The 16,549-nt window shown below is 73.0% G+C and carries 14 protein-coding genes; 3 read left to right on the top strand and 11 right to left on the bottom strand.

Features of this window, described 5'->3' with window-relative positions:
* Nucleotides 1–12: 12 nt before the first annotated feature.
* From ACQPXS_RS15425 to ACQPXS_RS15400, 6 genes are all read right to left on the bottom strand, one after another.
* Entirely contained in the window at nucleotides 13–636 is a 624-nt protein-coding gene (locus tag ACQPXS_RS15425) for a GntR family transcriptional regulator (RefSeq protein WP_351798522.1), read from the bottom strand.
* 318 nt (nucleotides 637–954) lie between these two features.
* Nucleotides 955–2,751 (bottom strand): 2-oxoglutarate dehydrogenase, E2 component, dihydrolipoamide succinyltransferase, encoded by a 1,797-nt coding sequence (sucB, locus tag ACQPXS_RS15420; RefSeq protein WP_433449794.1) that lies wholly within the window; start codon nucleotides 2,749–2,751, stop codon nucleotides 955–957.
* 61 nt (nucleotides 2,752–2,812) lie between these two features.
* On the bottom strand, nucleotides 2,813–4,201 hold the full coding sequence (lpdA, locus tag ACQPXS_RS15415; RefSeq protein ID WP_356315799.1) for a dihydrolipoyl dehydrogenase: 1,389 nt from the start codon (nucleotides 4,199–4,201) through the stop codon (nucleotides 2,813–2,815).
* A 290-nt stretch (nucleotides 4,202–4,491) separates the two neighbouring features.
* Entirely contained in the window at nucleotides 4,492–6,057 is a 1,566-nt protein-coding gene (locus ACQPXS_RS15410; protein ID WP_433449793.1) for a leucyl aminopeptidase, read from the bottom strand.
* Nucleotides 6,058–6,259: 202 nt separating this feature from the next.
* On the bottom strand, nucleotides 6,260–6,952 hold the full coding sequence (locus ACQPXS_RS15405; RefSeq protein WP_433449792.1) for an RDD family protein: 693 nt from the start codon (nucleotides 6,950–6,952) through the stop codon (nucleotides 6,260–6,262).
* Nucleotides 6,953–7,013: 61 nt separating this feature from the next.
* A complete protein-coding gene (locus ACQPXS_RS15400; RefSeq protein ID WP_433449790.1) occupies nucleotides 7,014–7,799 on the bottom strand; it encodes an adenosylcobinamide-GDP ribazoletransferase in 786 nt (261 codons plus the stop codon).
* A 60-nt stretch (nucleotides 7,800–7,859) separates the two neighbouring features.
* Between ACQPXS_RS15400 and ACQPXS_RS15395 the strand changes: the two genes are divergently transcribed.
* Nucleotides 7,860–8,624, top strand: coding sequence for a hypothetical protein (locus ACQPXS_RS15395; RefSeq protein WP_433449789.1), 765 nt, complete (start codon nucleotides 7,860–7,862; stop codon nucleotides 8,622–8,624).
* Between the two features lie 293 nt (nucleotides 8,625–8,917).
* Here ACQPXS_RS15395 and ACQPXS_RS15390 read toward each other — a convergent pair whose 3' ends face one another.
* From ACQPXS_RS15390 to cobT, 3 genes are all read right to left on the bottom strand, one after another.
* The gene (locus ACQPXS_RS15390) at nucleotides 8,918–9,682 is read right to left on the bottom strand and encodes a hypothetical protein (RefSeq protein ID WP_433449787.1); all 765 of its coding nucleotides are present in this window, start codon (nucleotides 9,680–9,682) and stop codon (nucleotides 8,918–8,920) included.
* Nucleotides 9,683–9,692: 10 nt separating this feature from the next.
* Complete coding sequence (locus ACQPXS_RS15385) at nucleotides 9,693–11,489, bottom strand: phosphatidylglycerol lysyltransferase domain-containing protein (RefSeq protein WP_433449785.1); 1,797 nt, start codon at nucleotides 11,487–11,489, stop codon at nucleotides 9,693–9,695.
* Nucleotides 11,490–11,593: 104 nt separating this feature from the next.
* Nucleotides 11,594–12,670 carry a nicotinate-nucleotide--dimethylbenzimidazole phosphoribosyltransferase gene (gene cobT / locus ACQPXS_RS15380; protein ID WP_433449784.1) on the bottom strand — a complete coding sequence of 359 codons (1,077 nt, stop codon included), beginning with the start codon at nucleotides 12,668–12,670 and terminating at the stop codon, nucleotides 11,594–11,596.
* 133 nt (nucleotides 12,671–12,803) lie between these two features.
* Between cobT and ACQPXS_RS15375 the strand changes: the two genes are divergently transcribed.
* Complete coding sequence (locus ACQPXS_RS15375) at nucleotides 12,804–13,790, top strand: class I SAM-dependent methyltransferase (protein ID WP_433449783.1); 987 nt, start codon at nucleotides 12,804–12,806, stop codon at nucleotides 13,788–13,790.
* A gap of 8 nt (nucleotides 13,791–13,798) precedes the next feature.
* Here ACQPXS_RS15375 and ACQPXS_RS15370 read toward each other — a convergent pair whose 3' ends face one another.
* Nucleotides 13,799–15,001 carry a bifunctional adenosylcobinamide kinase/adenosylcobinamide-phosphate guanylyltransferase gene (locus ACQPXS_RS15370; protein ID WP_433449781.1) on the bottom strand — a complete coding sequence of 401 codons (1,203 nt, stop codon included), beginning with the start codon at nucleotides 14,999–15,001 and terminating at the stop codon, nucleotides 13,799–13,801.
* A 187-nt stretch (nucleotides 15,002–15,188) separates the two neighbouring features.
* Between ACQPXS_RS15370 and ACQPXS_RS15365 the strand changes: the two genes are divergently transcribed.
* Nucleotides 15,189–15,401 carry a hypothetical protein gene (locus tag ACQPXS_RS15365; RefSeq protein ID WP_055709718.1) on the top strand — a complete coding sequence of 71 codons (213 nt, stop codon included), beginning with the start codon at nucleotides 15,189–15,191 and terminating at the stop codon, nucleotides 15,399–15,401.
* A gap of 49 nt (nucleotides 15,402–15,450) precedes the next feature.
* Here the strand turns inward: ACQPXS_RS15365 and ACQPXS_RS15360 are convergent, their stop codons facing one another.
* Entirely contained in the window at nucleotides 15,451–16,515 is a 1,065-nt protein-coding gene (locus tag ACQPXS_RS15360; protein WP_433449779.1) for a S1C family serine protease, read from the bottom strand.
* Nucleotides 16,516–16,549 lie beyond the last annotated feature (34 nt).

The raw sequence follows: 16,549 nt of genomic DNA, 5'->3' as shown, positions 1-16,549 counted from the left end.
ACCAAGGCCGCGTCAGGCTCGTGGCGCGCAGCCCAGCACGTGGGCTTTCACGATCTCGGGGATGCGGGGGTCCCGCCTCTTGAAGGCGGCCACCAGCTCCTCGTGCTCCTCCGCGTACGACTGCTGGACCGTGCCCAGCCAGCGGATGGACAGCGCCGTGAAGACCTCGATACCCAGGCCCTCCCAGGTGTGCAGCAGCACCGAGTTGTGCGCCGCCCGCACCAGTTCGCGGTGGAAGCCGACGGTGTGGCGCACCTGCGCGGTGCCATCGGCCTTGCGGTCGGCCTCGTACAGCGCCAGCACATGCGGCTCCAGCGCCGAGCAGTCCTCCGCGAGCCGGTCGGCCGCCAGCTCCGCCGCGATGGCCTCCAGCCCGGCGCGCACGGGGTAGCTCTCCTCCAGGTCGGCTGCGGTCAGGTTCCGCACCCGGACGCCCTTGTTCGGCGCGGACTCGATCAGCCGCAGCGACTCCAGCTCGCGCAGCGCCTCCCGCACGGGTGTCTGGCTGACCTCCAGCTCGGTCGCGATCCGCCGCTCCACGATCCGCTCACCCGGCTGCCAGCGCCCGCTGACGATTCCCTCCACGATGTGCTCGCGGATCTGTTCGCGCAGCGAGTGGACGACGGGCGCGGTCATTGAGGGCTCCTTCGGGAGGGCTGACGCTTAGACAATACGGCGGGTTCGCTCCGTGGGTAGGGCGCGCGGGGGTGCTTTGGTGCAGGTGAGACGAGGCGCACATGGTCACTGGGGCACCTGCGGGACCCGATGCGCAGGGTAGTCGGGCGGGTGCGGGCGGGTTTGTGGCCGATCGCGCAGGACCTGGTCCATCTCGCCGGCTCCGCGGTCGTGTTCGAGAGAGAGACGGCGGCACGCGGCCCCGCGCGTACGAGCAGAGCCCCCGCCCGGAGAAGGACTCCGGACGGGGGCTCTCGCCGTACTGCCCGATCAGGGAGATCAGAGGCCGAGCTCGACCTCGAACTCGCCCGCCTCCAGGATCGCCTTGACCGCCGTCAGGTAACGGGCCGCGTCGGCGCCGTCGACCAGGCGGTGGTCGTAGGAGAGGGTCAGGTAGGTCATGTCGCGGACGCCGATGACCGTGCCCTCCTCGGTCTCGATGACGGCCGGACGCTTGACCGTGGCACCGATGCCGAGGATCGCGACCTGGCCCGGCGGCACGATGATCGTGTCGAACAGCGCGCCACGCGAACCGGTGTTGGAGATGGTGAAGGTCGCGCCGGACAGCTCGTCCGGGGTGATCTTGTTGGCGCGGACCTTGCCGGCCAGCTCCGCCGTGGCCTTGGCGATGCCCGCGATGTTGAGGTCGCCGGCGTGCTTGATGACCGGGGTCATCAGGCCCTTCTCGGAGTCCACCGCGATACCGATGTTCTCGGTGTCGAAGTAGGTGATGGTGCCCTCGGCCTCGTTGATCTTGGCGTTGATGACCGGGTGGGCCTTCAGCGCCTGGGCCGCCGCCTTCACGAAGAACGGCATCGGGGAGAGCTTGACGCCCTCGCGCGCGGCGAAGGAGTCCTTGGCCTGGGCGCGCAGCCGCATCAGGCGCGTGACGTCGACCTCGACGACCGACGACAGCTGGGCCTGCTCGTGCAGCGCCTTGACCATGTTGTCGCCGATGACCTTGCGGATACGCGGCATCTTGACGGTCTGGCCACGGAGGGGGGAGACCTCCAGGGCCGGGGCCTTCTTGGCGGCCGGAGCGGCAGCGGCGGCCGGAGCCGGGGCAGCCGCGGCGGCCTTCGCGGCCTCGGCGGCGGCGAGGACGTCCTGCTTGCGGATACGGCCGCCGACGCCGGTGCCCTTGACGGTGGCCAGGTCGACGCCGTTCTCGGCGGCGAGCTTGCGCACCAGCGGGGTCACGTAGGCGCCCTCGTCGGTCGCCTGGGTGGCGGTCGGGTGGGTCGGCGCGGTGGCCGGGGTGACCGGAGCCGGGGCGGGCGCCGGAGCCGGGGCCGCGGGCTGGACCGGGGCCGGGGCCGGGGCGGCCGCGGCCGGAGCGGCGGGGGCCGGAGCCGGGGCGGCCGGGGCAGCCGGAGCCGCGGGGGCGGCCGGGGCCGGGGCAGCGGCGGCGGGCGCCGGGGCGGCCGGAGCCGGAGCGGCGGCCGGGGCGGCACCCGGGGCGCCGATGACGGCGAGCTTGGCGCCGACCTCGGCGGTCTCGTCCTCGTTCACCACGATCTCCAGCAGCACGCCGGAGGCGGGCGCCGGGATCTCGGTGTCGACCTTGTCCGTGGAGACCTCGAGCAGCGGCTCGTCGGCCTCGACGGAGTCGCCGACCGACTTCAGCCAGCGGGTGACGGTGCCCTCGGTGACGGACTCACCGAGCGCGGGCAGGACCACGTCCGTGCCGGTGGCACCGCCGGCCGGAGCGGCGGGGGCCGGGGCGGCGGGCGCGGCCGGAGCCGCGGGGGCCTCGGCGACCGGGGCCGGGGCGGCGGGGGCCGCCGGAGCCGGGGCCTCGGCGGCGGCGGGGGCCGGGGCGGCCGCGGGGGCGCCGGTGCCGTCGTCGATCACGGCCAGCTCGGCGCCGACCTCGACGGTCTCGTCCTCGGCGACCTTGATGGAGGACAGGACACCGGAGACGGGCGAGGGGATCTCGGTGTCGACCTTGTCGGTCGACACCTCGAGCAGCGGCTCGTCGGCCTCGACGCGCTCGCCCTCGGCCTTCAGCCAGCGGGTGACAGTGCCCTCGGTGACGCTCTCACCGAGCGCCGGAAGGGTTACGGAAACCGCCATGGTTTCGGTTGCTCCTAACGAATTGCGGAAGTCTGTGTCGTCGCGCCCGTTGACCGAAGGCTCAGTCGTGGGAGTGCAGCGGCTTGCCGGCCAGGGCCAGGTGGGCCTCGCCGAGCGCCTCGTTCTGCGTCGGGTGGGCGTGGATGAGCTGGGCGACCTCGGCCGGCAGCGCCTCCCAGTTGTAGATCAGCTGGGCCTCGCCGACCTGCTCACCCATGCGGTCGCCGACCATGTGGACGCCGACCACGGCACCGTCCTTGACCTGGACGAGCTTGATCTCGCCCGCGGTCTTCAGGATCTTGCTCTTGCCGTTGCCCGCCAGGTTGTACTTCAGAGCGACGACCTTGTCCGCGCCGTAGATCTCCTTGGCCTTGGCCTCGGAGATACCGACGGAGGCGACCTCCGGGTGGCAGTACGTCACCCGCGGGACACCGTCGTAGTCGATCGGAACGACCTTCAGACCGGCCAGACGCTCCGCCACCAGGATGCCCTCGGCGAAGCCGACGTGCGCGAGCTGGAGCGTCGGGACGAGGTCGCCGACGGCGGAGATGGTCGGAACGTTGGTCCGCATGTACTCGTCGACGAGGACGTAACCGCGGTCCATGGCGACCCCGGCCTCCTCGTAGCCCAGGCCCTGCGAGACCGGGCCGCGGCCGACGGCGACGAGGAGGACCTCGGCCTCGAACTCCTTGCCGTCCGCCAGGGTGACCTTCACGCCGTCCTGGGTGTACTCGGCCTTCTGGAAGAAGGTGCCGAGGTTGAACTTGATGCCGCGCTTGCGGAACGCGCGCTCGAGAAGCTTCGAGGAGTTCTCGTCCTCGACCGGGACGAGGTGCTTCAGGCCCTCGATGATCGTGACGTCCGAGCCGAAGGACTTCCACGCCGAGGCGAACTCGACGCCGATGACACCGCCGCCCAGGATGATCGCGGACTTCGGCACGCGGTCCAGGACGAGGGCGTGGTCGGAGGAGATGATCCGGTTGCCGTCGATGTCCAGGCCCGGCAGCGACTTCGGCACGGAGCCGGTCGCCAGCAGGACGTGGCGGCCCTGGATGCGCTGCCCGTTCACGTCGACGGAGGTGGGGGAGGACAGGCGCCCCTCACCCTCGATGTACGTCACCTTCCGGGACGCGATGAGACCCTGCAGGCCCTTGTACAGGCCGGAGATCACGTCGTCCTTGTACTTGTGGACGGCCGGGACGTCGATGCCCTCGAAGGTGGCCTTGACGCCGAACTGCTCGCTCTCGCGGGCCTGGTCGGCGATCTCGCCCGCGTGCAGCAGGGCCTTGGTGGGGATGCAACCCCGGTGCAGGCAGGTGCCGCCGACCTTGTCCTTCTCGATCAGGGCGACGTCCAGGCCCAGCTGCGCCCCGCGCAGGGCCGCGGCGTAACCACCGCTACCACCGCCGAGGATCACTAGGTCGAAAACGGTGCTGGCGTCGTTCGCCACGTCACGTCCTCCATGCATGTGCGCCGTACGCCGGTCTCCTGTGACCGGCAGGCGGCTGGTGTCCGGCCGCTTGATGCTTCGGCCCTTCGGTGGGGGCCCTGTCCTGCCGGGCTCCATCTTTGCACCTGTCGGAGGGGATCGAGACGCCGGGCCGGTGTGTGAGACGTCCCACGTTCGCTTGAAACGAAGGGGGAAGCGGCCCACGGAAAGGGGCGCGGGGGGCCGTGCGACCGGCCCCCCGCGCCCCGAAAGCCGCCGTACGACGTGCGGCCCGAGCTGATGGGCGACCGTTACCCCAGGTCACCCGCGGCCGTGAGTTCCGCCAGCCGCACCAGCGTGCGCACAGCCGACCCGGTACCACCCTTCGGCGTGTAACCGAACGGACCGCCCTCGTTGAAGGCCGGGCCGGCGATGTCGAGGTGCGCCCACGTGATCCCCTCGCCGACGAACTCGCGCAGGAACAGACCGGCGACCAGCCCGCCACCCATCCGCTCGCCCATGTTCGCGATGTCGGCGACCTGGGACTCCATGCCCTTGCGCAGGTGCTCCGGCAGCGGCATCGGCCAGGCCGGCTCGCCGACCTCCTCCGCCGCCTCGTGCACCGCGGAGCGGAACGCGTCGTCGTTGGCCATGACACCGAACGTCCGGCTGCCGAGGGCCAGCATCATGGCGCCGGTGAGGGTCGCGACGTCCACGATCGCGTCCGGGTTCTCCTGCGAGGCCGCCCACAGCGCGTCCGCGAGCACCAGCCGGCCCTCGGCGTCGGTGTTGAGGACCTCCACCGTCTTGCCGCTGTACATGCGCAGCACGTCACCCGGGCGCACCGCGGAGCCGGACGGCATGTTCTCCGCCAGCGCCAGCCAGCCGGTGAGGTTGACCTCCAGGCCGAGACGCGCGGCGGCGACGACGGCGGCGAACACGGCGGCGGCACCGCTCATGTCGCACTTCATCGTCTCGTTGTGCCCGGCCGGCTTCAGCGAGATGCCGCCCGAGTCGTAGGTGATGCCCTTGCCGACGAAGGCCAGGTGCTTGTCCGCCTTCGGGTGGGTGTACGACAGCTTCACCAGGCGCGGTGCGGCCGCGGAGCCGCCGCCGACGCCGAGGATGCCGCCGTAGCCGCCCTTGGTCAGGGCCTTCTCGTCGAGCACCTGCACCTTGATGCCGTGCTCCTTGGCCGCGGTCTGCGCGATGCCGGCGAAGATGGCCGGGGTGAGGTCGTTCGGCGGGGTGTTGATCAGGTCGCGGGCGCGGTTCAGCTCCTCGGTGACCGCGACGGCGCGGGCGACGGCCCCCTTGTGGGCGGCGTCGCGCGGCTTGCCGCCGAGCAGCGCGGCCTCGGCCAGCGGCGCCTTGCCGTTCTTGGCCTTGGCGTCCTTGCCGTTCTCCTTGTAGACGTCGAAGGAGTACGCGCCGAGCAGGATGCCCTCGGCGATCGCACCGACGGCGCCCGGGCTGTCGACCGGCAGGGCGAACGCGGCCTTCTTGGAGCCGGCGAGCGCGCGGGCGGCCACGCCGGCGGCCTTGCGCAGCGCCTCGGCGTCGTAGCCCTCGCCGCCCTCGGCGTCCTCGTTCTCGGTCTTGGCGTCCGGCTCCGCGCCCAGGCCGACCGCCACCACGAGGGGTGCCTTGAAGCCCGCCGGAGCGGGCAGCTTCGTCAGCTCGCCCTCGGCACCCGAGGCGCCGAGGGTTTCCAGGACGCCGGCCAGCTTGCCGTCGTACGCCTTGTCCACGGCCTCGGCGCCCGGCGCTACGACGAGGTCCCCAGACCTGGATCCAGTGCCCTTGGCGACACCGATCACGATCGCGTCGGCCCGCAGGCCGGGCGCCGCGGCGGTGCTGAGAGTCAGAGCAGTCACGGTGGTGAAATCTCGCTTCCGATGTGAAGTTGCTGTGGCCGTTGCGAACCTCGGTCGTCCTTGTGGGACGACCGCCGCAGTGGGGTAGGTCGACCGGGCCCGAGAGCCGACCCTAGGTCCATGCCTGGGCGCGGGTGGCAACCGGGGCCTTCACCCTGTCGGCGAACACCCGGGACGAGACTACGCGCGTGCGCGCGTTCGCTCATTCCTGCGGGCGTTCACCTGTGTGTGGCGTCATGGTCACTTCGCCCACCGCGCAGGGTCTTCCGCCGGACTCATCCCGCGCGAGGGACCTGGGCAGGCTGCCCGTCGGGCCGGGCTCCGCCCGCCGAAAGGCGCCCACGACGGAGGTGCCGGCCAGCCGGTCGGCGAGGGAGCGGCGGCCGGGGAAGACCACCGTCAGCGCGTTGACCAGGAACAGCACCACCGCGACGGCCCACACCAGCAGTGACAGCCCGAACCTCCCCTCGATCAGCAGCACACAGGCCAGCGCGTACACCGCGACGTCGGCGGCGGTGGTGACGGCGGCGCGGCGCAGGGCGTGCCGGGACAGCCGCGGGGTGACACGCAGGCCGAGCAGGCCCTTGCCGAGGGTGCGGCCGAGCCAGGTGAGGCAGGCCCACTGGTAGAGGAACGTGACGACGACGAGCGCGCCGAAGGCCTCCTCCACGTCCAGGACCACCGTGTCCCACACGGACAGGCCGAGGTGTGCGGAGGCGCCGACGACGTCACCGCGCGAGGTCACGAGGTCCAGGCCGCCCCGTGTCGCCAGCTCGGGCACGTCGGTCACGAGGGCGGTGACGCGGTGGAAGGTGAGTATCGCGAGCAGGGTGGCCGCCGACGCGATGAGTGCGAAGTCTATGGACCAGGCCAGGGCACGGCGCAGCTTCAGCACGGAAATTCCCCCGGGGTGCAACTCTCTTGTCCGTGTACGGGCGGAGAGCTTAGCGGGCGCCTCAGTGGCCCAGGGACAACACGATCAACGACGTTGTCGCGGCCGTCTCCGCCAGCGCGCCGAAGACGTCCCCCGTCACCCCGCCGAACCGGTTCACGCAGCGGCGCAGCAGGAGTTCGGCCACGGCCAGGGACAGCAGGACCGCCGCCGCCGTGCGTACGGCGGCGTACGGGCCGAGGGCCGTCCCCCAGGCCGCCGAACCGATCGTGAAGGCCGCCGTGACGGCCAGCGCGCCCGGCACCGGTACGACCCCGGCCACCGCCGCCCCCAGGCCCTCGGGCCGGGCGGCCGGGACTCCCGCCCGCGCGGCCAGGGTGAGGGCGAGCCGGGCCGTGACCGCCGAGACGACGGCCGCCAGGGCACCCCGGAACCACGAGTCGCCGTACAGCTGGGCCAGGACGGCGACCTGGGCCAGGAGCACCAGCACCAGGGTGATGACGCCGAAGGGGCCGATGTCCGACTGCTTCATGATCCGCAACGCGTCCTCCGCGGGCTTGCCGCTGCCCAGCCCGTCGGCGGTGTCGGCGAGGCCGTCGAGGTGCAGTCCGCGGGTCAGGGCGGCGGGTACGGCGACGGAGGCGACGGCGGCGAGCAGCGGGCCGGCGCCGAGGAGAAGCAGCAGCAGTCCGAGTCCGGCCGCGCAGGCCCCCACGGCCAGCCCGGCGACCGGGGCGTTCAGCATCCCGCCGCGTGCGGCCTCGCGGTCCCAGCGGTGCACCCGGACGGGCAGCACGGTGAGGGTGCCGAAGGCGAAGCGGAGGCCGTGGAGCGGTGAGGACGTGGACACCGGCGCAGGTTACCCGGCGGTCGCGGAGCCGCTCTCCAGGCCCGGGGATAAAGTGCGCATATGGGGCACTGGTGGGTACGGAACATCGTCGAACCGGGCAAGCTCCCGCTGCTGCTCGCCCTTACCGCCTTCCTGTTCACGTTCGTCGTGACCCGGGTGATCACCCGGCTGATCCGGGCCGGCAAGGGCCCGTTCGGGAACGTGAAGGCGGGCGGGCTGCACATCCACCACGTCGTCCCCGGGGTCGTCCTCACCGTCGTCGGCGGGTTCGGCTCGGTCGCCAGCGACCGGCACGGCGCCGGCGGCGCCATCGCCGCCGTGCTGTTCGGGATGGGGGTCGGGCTGGTCCTGGACGAGTTCGCGCTGATCCTGCACCTGGACGACGTCTACTGGACCGAGGAGGGCCGCAAGAGCGTCGAGGTCGTCGTGCTGACCGCCGCGCTCGTCGGGCTGCTGCTCGCCGGGTTCGCGCCCTTCGGCGTCAACGACCTGTCCGCGCAGGAACTTCAGGACCGCGGCGGCGCCCTCGGCACCATCGCCGTCAACTTCCTCTTCGCCCTCGTCGCGCTGAGCAAGGGCAAGGCGCGCGTCGCGATCTTCGGGGCGATCGTGCCGCTGGTCGCCCTGGTCGGCGCCGTCCGGCTGGCCCGTCCCGGCTCGCCGTGGGCCCGCCGCTTCTACGGCCGCCGGCCCCGCGCCCGCGCCAAGGCCGCGCTGCGCACCTACCGGCACGACCGCCGCTGGGCCCTGCGGAGCCGCGCCGTTCAGGACTGGATCGGTGGCAAGCCCGACCCGCGCCCGGCCCGGCTGCCCGGCCGCCGTTGATCGCGCCGCAGCGGGCGTCCGCAGGGGTGCCGCAGCCGCAGCCCGCCCCGTTTCTACGGTCGCCGGCCCCGGGCCGCGCTGCGCACGTACCGGTACCGCCTTGCGGAGCCGCGCCGTTCAGGGCTGGATCGGTGGCAAGCCCGACCCGCGCCCGGCCCGGCTGCCCGGCCGCCGTTGATCGCGCCGCAGCGGGCGTCCGCAGGGGTGCCGCAGCCGCAGCCCGCCGTTTCTACGGTCGCCGGCCCCGGGCCGCGCTGCGCACGTACCGGCACCGCCTTGCGGAGCCGCGCCGTTCAGGACTGGATCGGTGGCAAGCCCGACCCGCGCCCGGCCCGGCTGCCCGGCCGCCGTTGATCGCGCCGCAGCGGGCGTCCGCAGGGGTGCCGGGTTCGCAGCCGCAGCCCGTGGCCGTATCGGTGCCGGACCGCCACCGCGAGGCAGATCAGCCCCACGGTCATCAGCGCGGCCAGGTGTTCCTTGCCCGCCAGGTTCTCCTTGAGCAGCACCTCGGTGACCATCGACAGGGTCACCGCGCTCGAGGTGACGTACGCGCCGTAGCGCCAGCTCACGAACACGGCGAGCCCCACCACGGCCGCCGACGGACCGGTGTCCACCACCTGGGCGTCCGTCCACGGCAGCCCGAACGGGGCGTGCGCGCCGAGGGAGATGCCGATGCGCGCGTAGAGGGTCCCGGCGAGCGTGGCGGCGTACGCGATGACCAGGGTCCGCCACCATCCGATGCAGATCTCGGCGATCCCGAACACCAGCAGGATCTGCGCCAGCGCGCCCCACACCGGCAGGTCCAGCGCCGGCACGAACAGCGACAGGGGCGTGCGCAGCAGGGCCAGCCACAGCGGGTCCTCGGCCCGTACGGCGCCCACGTCCTGCACGAACTGATAGCCCCACGGCCGGTTCTGCACGTACTGCAGCAGGGCCGTCAGACCCACCGCGCCGAGCGTCATCGGCGCCGCCCGCAGGCGCCGCTTCGGCAGGGCCGTGCGTACGGTGACGTACAGCAGGCCCCACTCCTCACGGGCCCAGCGGGCGAGCGCTCTCATCGGCCGGTCCTCATCGGTGCGTGTCCAGGTGCCTGCGGTGCAGCCACTTCGGCAGTCCCGGCGCCTCCAGGAAGCCCTCCGCGCGGGCCGAGGCGAGGCCGATGCGCAGCAGGTCCGCGCTCTTCTCGAAGAGCAGGAACCGCGGCTCCCAGATGGGCCGGTACTTGGCGTTGGCGCGGTACAGCGACTCGATCTGCCACCAGCGGGAGAAGAAGCTGAGCAGCGACCGCCACAGCCTCAGCACCGGACCGGCACCGAGGCGCGCGCCACGTTCGAAGACCGACCTGAACATCGCGAAGTTGAGTGAGACCTGCGTGATCCCGATCTCGTCGGCCCGGCGCAGCAGCTCGATGACCATGAACTCCATCAGCCCGTTGTCGGAGTCCCGGTCCCGGCGCATGAGGTCCAGCGACAGCCCGTGCGGCCCCCACGGCACGAAGGACAGCAGCGCCCGCAGCCTCCCCTCGGCGTCGGTGCACTCCAGCATCACGCACTGCCCGTCCTCGGGGTCCCCGAGCCGGCCGAGCGCCATGCTGAACCCGCGCTCGGTGGCCCCGTCTCGCCAGTCGTCCGCACGCTCGACGAGATACGCCATCCCGTCCGCCGGGATGTCCTCGTGCCGCCGGATCCGCACCTCGTACCCGGCCCGCTTCACCCGGTTGTACGCCTGCCGGACCGTGCGCATCGCCCGGCCCTCCAGCGTGAAGTCGGCGACCTCCACGATCGCCTCGTCGCCGAGTTCCAGGGCGTCGAGCCCATGCCGGGCGTAGATCGTCCCCGCCTCCTCGCTCGCCCCCATCACCGCCGGGATCCACCCGTGCGCCCGCGCCTCGGCCAGCCACGGCACGATCGCGCCGGGCCAGGCCTCCGGATCCCCGAGCGGATCCCCGGAGGCCAGGCTCACCCCGCCGACCACCCGGTAGGCGACGGCCGCCTTGCCCGTGGGCGACCACACCACGCTCTTTTCCCGGCGCAGCGCGAAGTAGCCCAGCGAGTCCCGCTCGCCGTGCCGCTCCAGCAGGGCCCGCAGCTGCTTCTCGTCGTCCTCGGTGAGCGGGTCCACGGCGCGCCGGGAGCGGAACGCGGCGTAGAACACGGCGAGGACGAGGGCCGTACTGAGCACGTTGACGGCGACGTTGGCCCAGTTCGGCGGGGCGATGCCGGGGAAGCGGTTCTCGTCGGCGGCCACCGACACCAGGCGCAGGGCGCCGTAGTGCCAGCGCTCCAGGAAGGTCGAACGGGCCGTGTCCGGCGCCTGGTTGGTGACCGTCACCAGCAGCCCGGCCAGCAGGCTCGCGGCCAGCCCGCCGCCGACGGCGACCGTCGCCGCGAGCCGCGGGTTGGACCGGTCGCCCTTGGCGTAGAACTCCCGGCGGCCCACGAGCAGTGCGCCGACGAACACGGCCGTGAGCGCCAGCGAGATCCAGTTCTGCGCGTACCGCCGGATCTCCGGGAACGCCATGGCGAACGCGAACAGCGCGAGGAAGGCCCCGCTGATCACCAGGTTGAGGATCCAGGCGGCGCGCTTTCTGCGCCGCATGGTGATCGCCAGGAACGCGGTGAACACGCCCGAGGCGAAGCCGGCCGTCAGCAGGTACGGGGTGAAGAAGTCGTCCTGGTTGTGCCGGCGCACGTCCTGGCCGAGCGAGACCCAGACCGCGCTGAGGAAGTTGATGAAGGCGACCGTCCGCAGGTACCAGACGGCGAAGGCGGCGGCCCGCCGGGAGGTTCCGGTGGACCGCCGCCTCTCCTCGCCCGGACGCCCCGGTTCGGCTTGCTGCGGCACGGCATTTCGGGCATCTCCCATGGGGCAGGATCATATGGGTGCTGCCCTGGCGAAACGCACATCGAGCTGTGCGTGTGCTGTGCGCGGGCTTTTCCGCCCGGCGTCGTTCACGCCCGCTCGGCGGACTACTCCTGCTCCTCTTCCTTCTCCTCCCGCGGCTCCTGCTCGGGAAGCTCCGCGGCAAGCGCGGCTGCGGCCCGGACCAGGGGCAGCGCCAGCAGCGCACCCGCGCCCTCGCCGACCTTCACCCCCTGCTCCAGCAGCGGCTCCAGGGCCATCCGGTCCAGCGCCTTCGCCTGCCCCGGCTCCCCGCTGTCGTGCCCGGCCAGCCACCAGTCCGGCGCCCGGAAGGCCACCCGCTGCGCGACCAGCGCACACGCGGCGGCCACCACCCCGTCCAGGATCACCGGCAGCTTCCGCACCGCGCACTGCAGCAGGAACCCGGTCATCGCCGCCAGGTCCGCCCCGCCCACGGTCGCCAGCAACTGCAACTGGTCCCCGAGCACCGGCCGCGCCCGCCGGAGCGCGTCCCGGATCGCCGCGCACTTGCGCATCCACGCCAGGTCGTCGATCGCGAGCCCGCCCCGCCCGGTCACCACCGACGCGTCGGTCCCGCACAGCGCGGCGATCAGCACCGCGGCGGCCGTGGTGCCGCCGACGCTGATGTCGCCGAGGACCACCAGGTCCGTACCCGAGTCGGCCTCCTCGTCGGCGACGGCGATACCCGCGCGCAGCGCCGCCTCGGCCTCGTCCAGGGTGAGCGCGTCCTCGAGGTCGATACGGCCGCTGCCGCGCCGCACCCGGTGCCGTACGACGTCCTCCGGGAAGGCGTCCGGCGCGCAGTCCAGGGCCATGTCCACGATCCGTACGGGCACCTCCTGCCGGCGCGCGAGCACGGACACCGGGCTCGCGCCCTCCAGCACGGCCCGTACCAGTTCCTGCGCACCGCCGGCGGGACGCGCCGAGACACCCAGCTCGGCGATGCCGTGGTCACCGGCGAAGAGGATCACCTTCGGCCGCTCGACGGTCCGTACCGGTACGGCGCTCTGCGCGGCGGCCAGCCACTCGCCCAGCTCGTCGAGGCGGCCCAGCGCCCCGGGCGGCACGATCTGGCGCTCCCGCCGGGCCTCGGCGTCACGGCGCACGCCCCCGTCCGGGCGCTCGATCAGATCGGTGAAGTCGTCCAGATTAAGCCTGCTCATTCGCCGAACAGTACCGCCCGAGAACGAACGCTTCCGCGCCACATGGCCACCACACCCCCACGACGTCATTGCACCCAAGATCGGGATCCCATACGTTCCGGTTTGCTGCGGAATGTCGCTCAGGGAGCCGCCCATGCCGACCTCGCCCCTCACCCCACCCCGGGTCGCCGACCTGTTCCAGGAGCCGCGCCGCGAGAACTGCCCCTGGTGCGGCTCCGGGAACCTGCGCACGCGGGCGCGGGCCGCCGCCTTGAGGCCGCGCGATCCCGGCCTGTTCGTCGTGGACGAGTGCCGCGAGTGCCGGCACGCCTTCCAGAACCCGCGGCTCACGGCGGAGGGCCTCGCCTTCCACCAGCTGGACTTCTTCGCGGGCCGGCTGGAGGACTTCGCCGAGCGGAGCCTTACCGCGCGGGCGGCGCGTCGCCGGCGCCTGGCCGCGGCCCGTACGGTCCTGCCGGTGACCGCCGAACCGGAGAGCTGGCTGGACGTGGGCACCGGCCACGCCCGCTTCCCGGAGACGGCGAAGGAGCTCTTCCCCTACACGTCCTTCGACGGCCTGGACCCGACCCCCCGCGTCGAACAGGCCCTCCGGGAGGAACGCGTGGAGGAGGCGCACATCGGCGATCTCACGGATCCCTGGGTCCTGGCCCGGCTGCGCTCCCGGTACGACGTCGTCAGCATGTTCCACCACCTGGAGCAGGCGCCCAACCCGCGCGCCGAACTCCGCGCGGCCCTGGCCGTCCTGCGGCCCGGCGGCCACCTGCTCATCGAACTGGCGGATCCGCGCTGCGCGTTCGCGGCGCTCCTCGGCGGATGGTGGCTTCCCTACGGCCGGCCCCGCCATCTGCATCTGCTGCCGATGGCCAACCTGTGCGCGGAACTGAAGACCCGGGGCTGCGAGATCCTCACGACGGACCGCCGCGCCCCGCACACCCCCTGCGACCTCTCGGCGGCGCTCACCATCGCCCTGGCCCGCACCTCCGCGCCCCTCCGCAAAGCGGCGGCCCCCCTCATCGCCACCGCCTCCGCCCTGGACCACGCGCTGGCCCCTGTGCTGCGCCGAACCCGCTTCTCGAACGCGTACCGGATCCTGGCCCGCAAGGCGGAACAGCCCGCGTAACCGCGGGCTCAGCCCCGCAGCACCAACGGCTGCCCCGCCACCACCAACAGCACCTGCTCGCACTCCGCACCGAACGCCGCGTTCAACCGCCCGAGTTCGTCACGGTACCGACGGCCGGACGCGGTCGCCGGCACGATCCCCGAGCCCACCTCGTTCGACACCGCGACCACGGTCCGCCGTGTGCGGCGCACCGCCTCCGTCAACTCCCGCACCCGCTCCCGCAGGGACTTCTCACCCCCGCCCGCCCACTCCGCGTCGTCCCACGCCCCCACGGAGTCCATGACATCCGTCAGCCACAGCGACAGACAGTCGATCAGCAGCGGCGGCCCGTCCTCGCCCAGCAGCGGCACCAGGTCCGTCGTCTCCGCCGTACGCCACGACCCCGGCCGCCGCTCCCGGTGCAGAGCCACCCGCTCCGCCCACTCGGTGTCCCCGCCCCGCGACCCACTGGTCGCCACGTACAGCACGTCCGGGAAGGACTCCAGCCGGCGCTCGGCCTCCACCGACTTGCCCGAGCGCGCCCCGCCCAGCACCAGCGTCCGGCGCGGCACGTCCGGCACGTCCTCGTACGCGCCGACCGCCAGCGTCGTACCGTCCGGCACCGCCCGCGCCCCGGCCGCCGCCAGCCGGCGCCGCAACTCCGCGCCGGGCGGCACGTCGTGGTCGAGGTGGACCGCCAGCACATCCGTCGTCGGGCCGACCGAGCCGACCGCCCGCAGCCGCGCCAGCGCGTCGGGGCGGCCCACCACGTCCGCGAGGACCATGTCGTACGACTCCGCCGTCGCCTCCTCCAGGCCCGCCGGCGCCCCGCCCGGCGGCAGATACAGCAGCCGCTGCCCGTCCGGCCCGGTCACCGCGTACCCGGTGCCGCCCGCGTCCATCGCCACGGCCCGCACCCGATGCCCCGTCAGCAGCGCCAACTCCCGGCCGTCCGGCACCCGCCCGGGCTGCGGCAGCCCGGCCGGCACCTCCACCGCCGGGCCGCCGTGCGGATGCGACAGCAGCACCTGCCCCACCCCGGCGAGCGAATGTCCGGCCCGCGCCGCCGCGAACGCCGCGCCCGGCGTCAGGTCGAGCAGCAGCGCCCCGTCCACCAGCACCGCGGTGGCCGCCCGCGCGTCGGGCCCGAGCGCCCTCGCACACGCGGCGCAGGGGCAGTCGGGGCGGGGCAGCCCAGCAGGGGCACCGGTACCGAGCAGAGTGATGTCCACGGGACCGATTCTCACCCGCCCCACCAGGCACTGCTCACTTCGGCGCCCCGAAAGGGGCCCCGGCCGCGCGGCTTCGCCGGCGGGCGCGAGCGGCCTGCACCGGACCCGCGGGTGATCCACAGCCTCTAACGGCCGGACCCGCGGAGCGCATACCCTGCCAGCAGGTGTTGGATCGAAGGAGGCCTAGATGACGGCATGGACGTGGCGGTTCGAGAAGGCCGACGGGACGGAGGTCCAGCCCGCCGTGCAGCCCGAGGAGTTCACCACGCAGGGGGATGCCGAGTCCTGGATCGGCGAGCACTGGAAGGCGCTCCTGGAGGGCGGCGCCGACCAGGTGCGGCTGTTCGAGGAGAACACCGAGATCTACGGGCCGATGAGCCTGCACGCCGACGCGGCGTAGCCGGCGCCGAGAGGGTGCGGCCCCGGCACACGCAGGGGCCGTATCCCTCTCACTGCTCGCCCAGCGTCACCTCCACCGTCTTCTCGGCGCCGTCCCGCTGGTAGGTCACCGAGGTCTTCTGGCCCGGTTTGTCCGCCGCCAGCGCCACGGAGAGGGAGGTGATGGTGGAGATCGGCTGGCCGCCCACCTTGGTGATGATGTCGCCCGGGCGCATGCCCGCCTGGTCGGCCGCGCCGCCGGGTTTGACGGTGACCACCGCCACCCCGGCCGACTGGTAGCGCTCGTCCACGACCGTCCGCGCGGTGATGCCGAGCGCGGCCCGGCCAGAGTTGACCACCTTGCCCTGCTCGACGATCTGTCCGGCGATGGTCTTGACCATCGACGCCGGGATGGCGAACCCGATGCCGGGCGCCGCGCTGCTCCCGAGGCTGGGGTCGGTGGCGGCGAGCGTCGGGATGCCGACGACCTGACCGGCGAGATTGACCAGCGCGCCACCGCTGTTGCCCGGGTTGATGGCGGCCGAGGTCTGCACCATGTTCGCGATCGTCGCGCCCGTGCCCCCGCCGGACGCCTCGCTGACCGTCCGCCCGGTCGCCGAGACGATGCCCTGGGTCACGCTGGACGACAGCCCGAGCGGTGAGCCCATGGCCAGCACGATCTGGCCGACCTCCACCTTCTCGGAATCGCCGAACTCCGCCGCCTTCAGCCCGTCCGGCACCTTGTCCAGCTTGATCACGGCCAGGTCCTGCTCGGGGTAGGAGTACACCAGGCTCGCGGTGAGCGGCTGCTCGCTGTTGGCCGTGGTCACCTTGAAGGTCTTCTCCGACCCGACCACGTGCGCGTTGGTGACGATGTGTCCCTTGTCGTCGTACACCACTCCGGAGCCCAGTTCCTGGCTCGCCTGGATCTGCACGACCGACGGCAGGGCCTGCTTGATGACCTTCTGGTACTGGCTCTGCAGATCCCGCGGGGCCATCGGCACGGCCGCCCGCCCGGTCTGCGCGGTGTCCTGCCGGGCCTCGGGGCCGTTGGACGTACAGCTCACCGCCACGCAGCACAGCAGCACGGCAGCGGCGGCGGCCCTCCACGGGGCACGGCTCGGGGAAGCGTCCATGTCCCGAGTCTCACCGCACGCCGGTCACCCGGCC

This window comes from Streptomyces sp. CA-142005 (genome assembly GCF_050942335.1).
GTDB lineage: Bacteria > Actinomycetota > Actinomycetes > Streptomycetales > Streptomycetaceae > Streptomyces.
The sequence above is the reverse complement of the archived record's forward strand: the minus strand, read 5'-3'. Positions and strand labels throughout refer to the sequence as shown.

Bases quoted from the DNA above. Each gene is read 5' to 3' on its own strand.
- ACQPXS_RS15385 (WP_433449785.1), bottom strand. From the start codon at position 11,489: ATGGGAGATGCCCGAAATGCCGTGCCGCAGCAAGCCGAACCGGGGCGT.
- ACQPXS_RS15365 (WP_055709718.1), top strand. From the start codon at position 15,189: ATGACGGCATGGACGTGGCGGTTCGAGAAGGCCGACGGGACGGAGGTC.
- ACQPXS_RS15375 (WP_433449783.1), top strand. From the start codon at position 12,804: ATGCCGACCTCGCCCCTCACCCCACCCCGGGTCGCCGACCTGTTCCAG.
- ACQPXS_RS15360 (WP_433449779.1), bottom strand. From the start codon at position 16,515: ATGGACGCTTCCCCGAGCCGTGCCCCGTGGAGGGCCGCCGCCGCTGCC.
- ACQPXS_RS15395 (WP_433449789.1), top strand. From the start codon at position 7,860: ATGGGGCACTGGTGGGTACGGAACATCGTCGAACCGGGCAAGCTCCCG.
- ACQPXS_RS15390 (WP_433449787.1), bottom strand. From the start codon at position 9,682: ATGAGAGCGCTCGCCCGCTGGGCCCGTGAGGAGTGGGGCCTGCTGTAC.
- ACQPXS_RS15425 (WP_351798522.1), bottom strand. From the start codon at position 636: ATGACCGCGCCCGTCGTCCACTCGCTGCGCGAACAGATCCGCGAGCAC.
- cobT (WP_433449784.1), bottom strand. From the start codon at position 12,670: ATGAGCAGGCTTAATCTGGACGACTTCACCGATCTGATCGAGCGCCCG.
- sucB (WP_433449794.1), bottom strand. From the start codon at position 2,751: ATGGCGGTTTCCGTAACCCTTCCGGCGCTCGGTGAGAGCGTCACCGAG.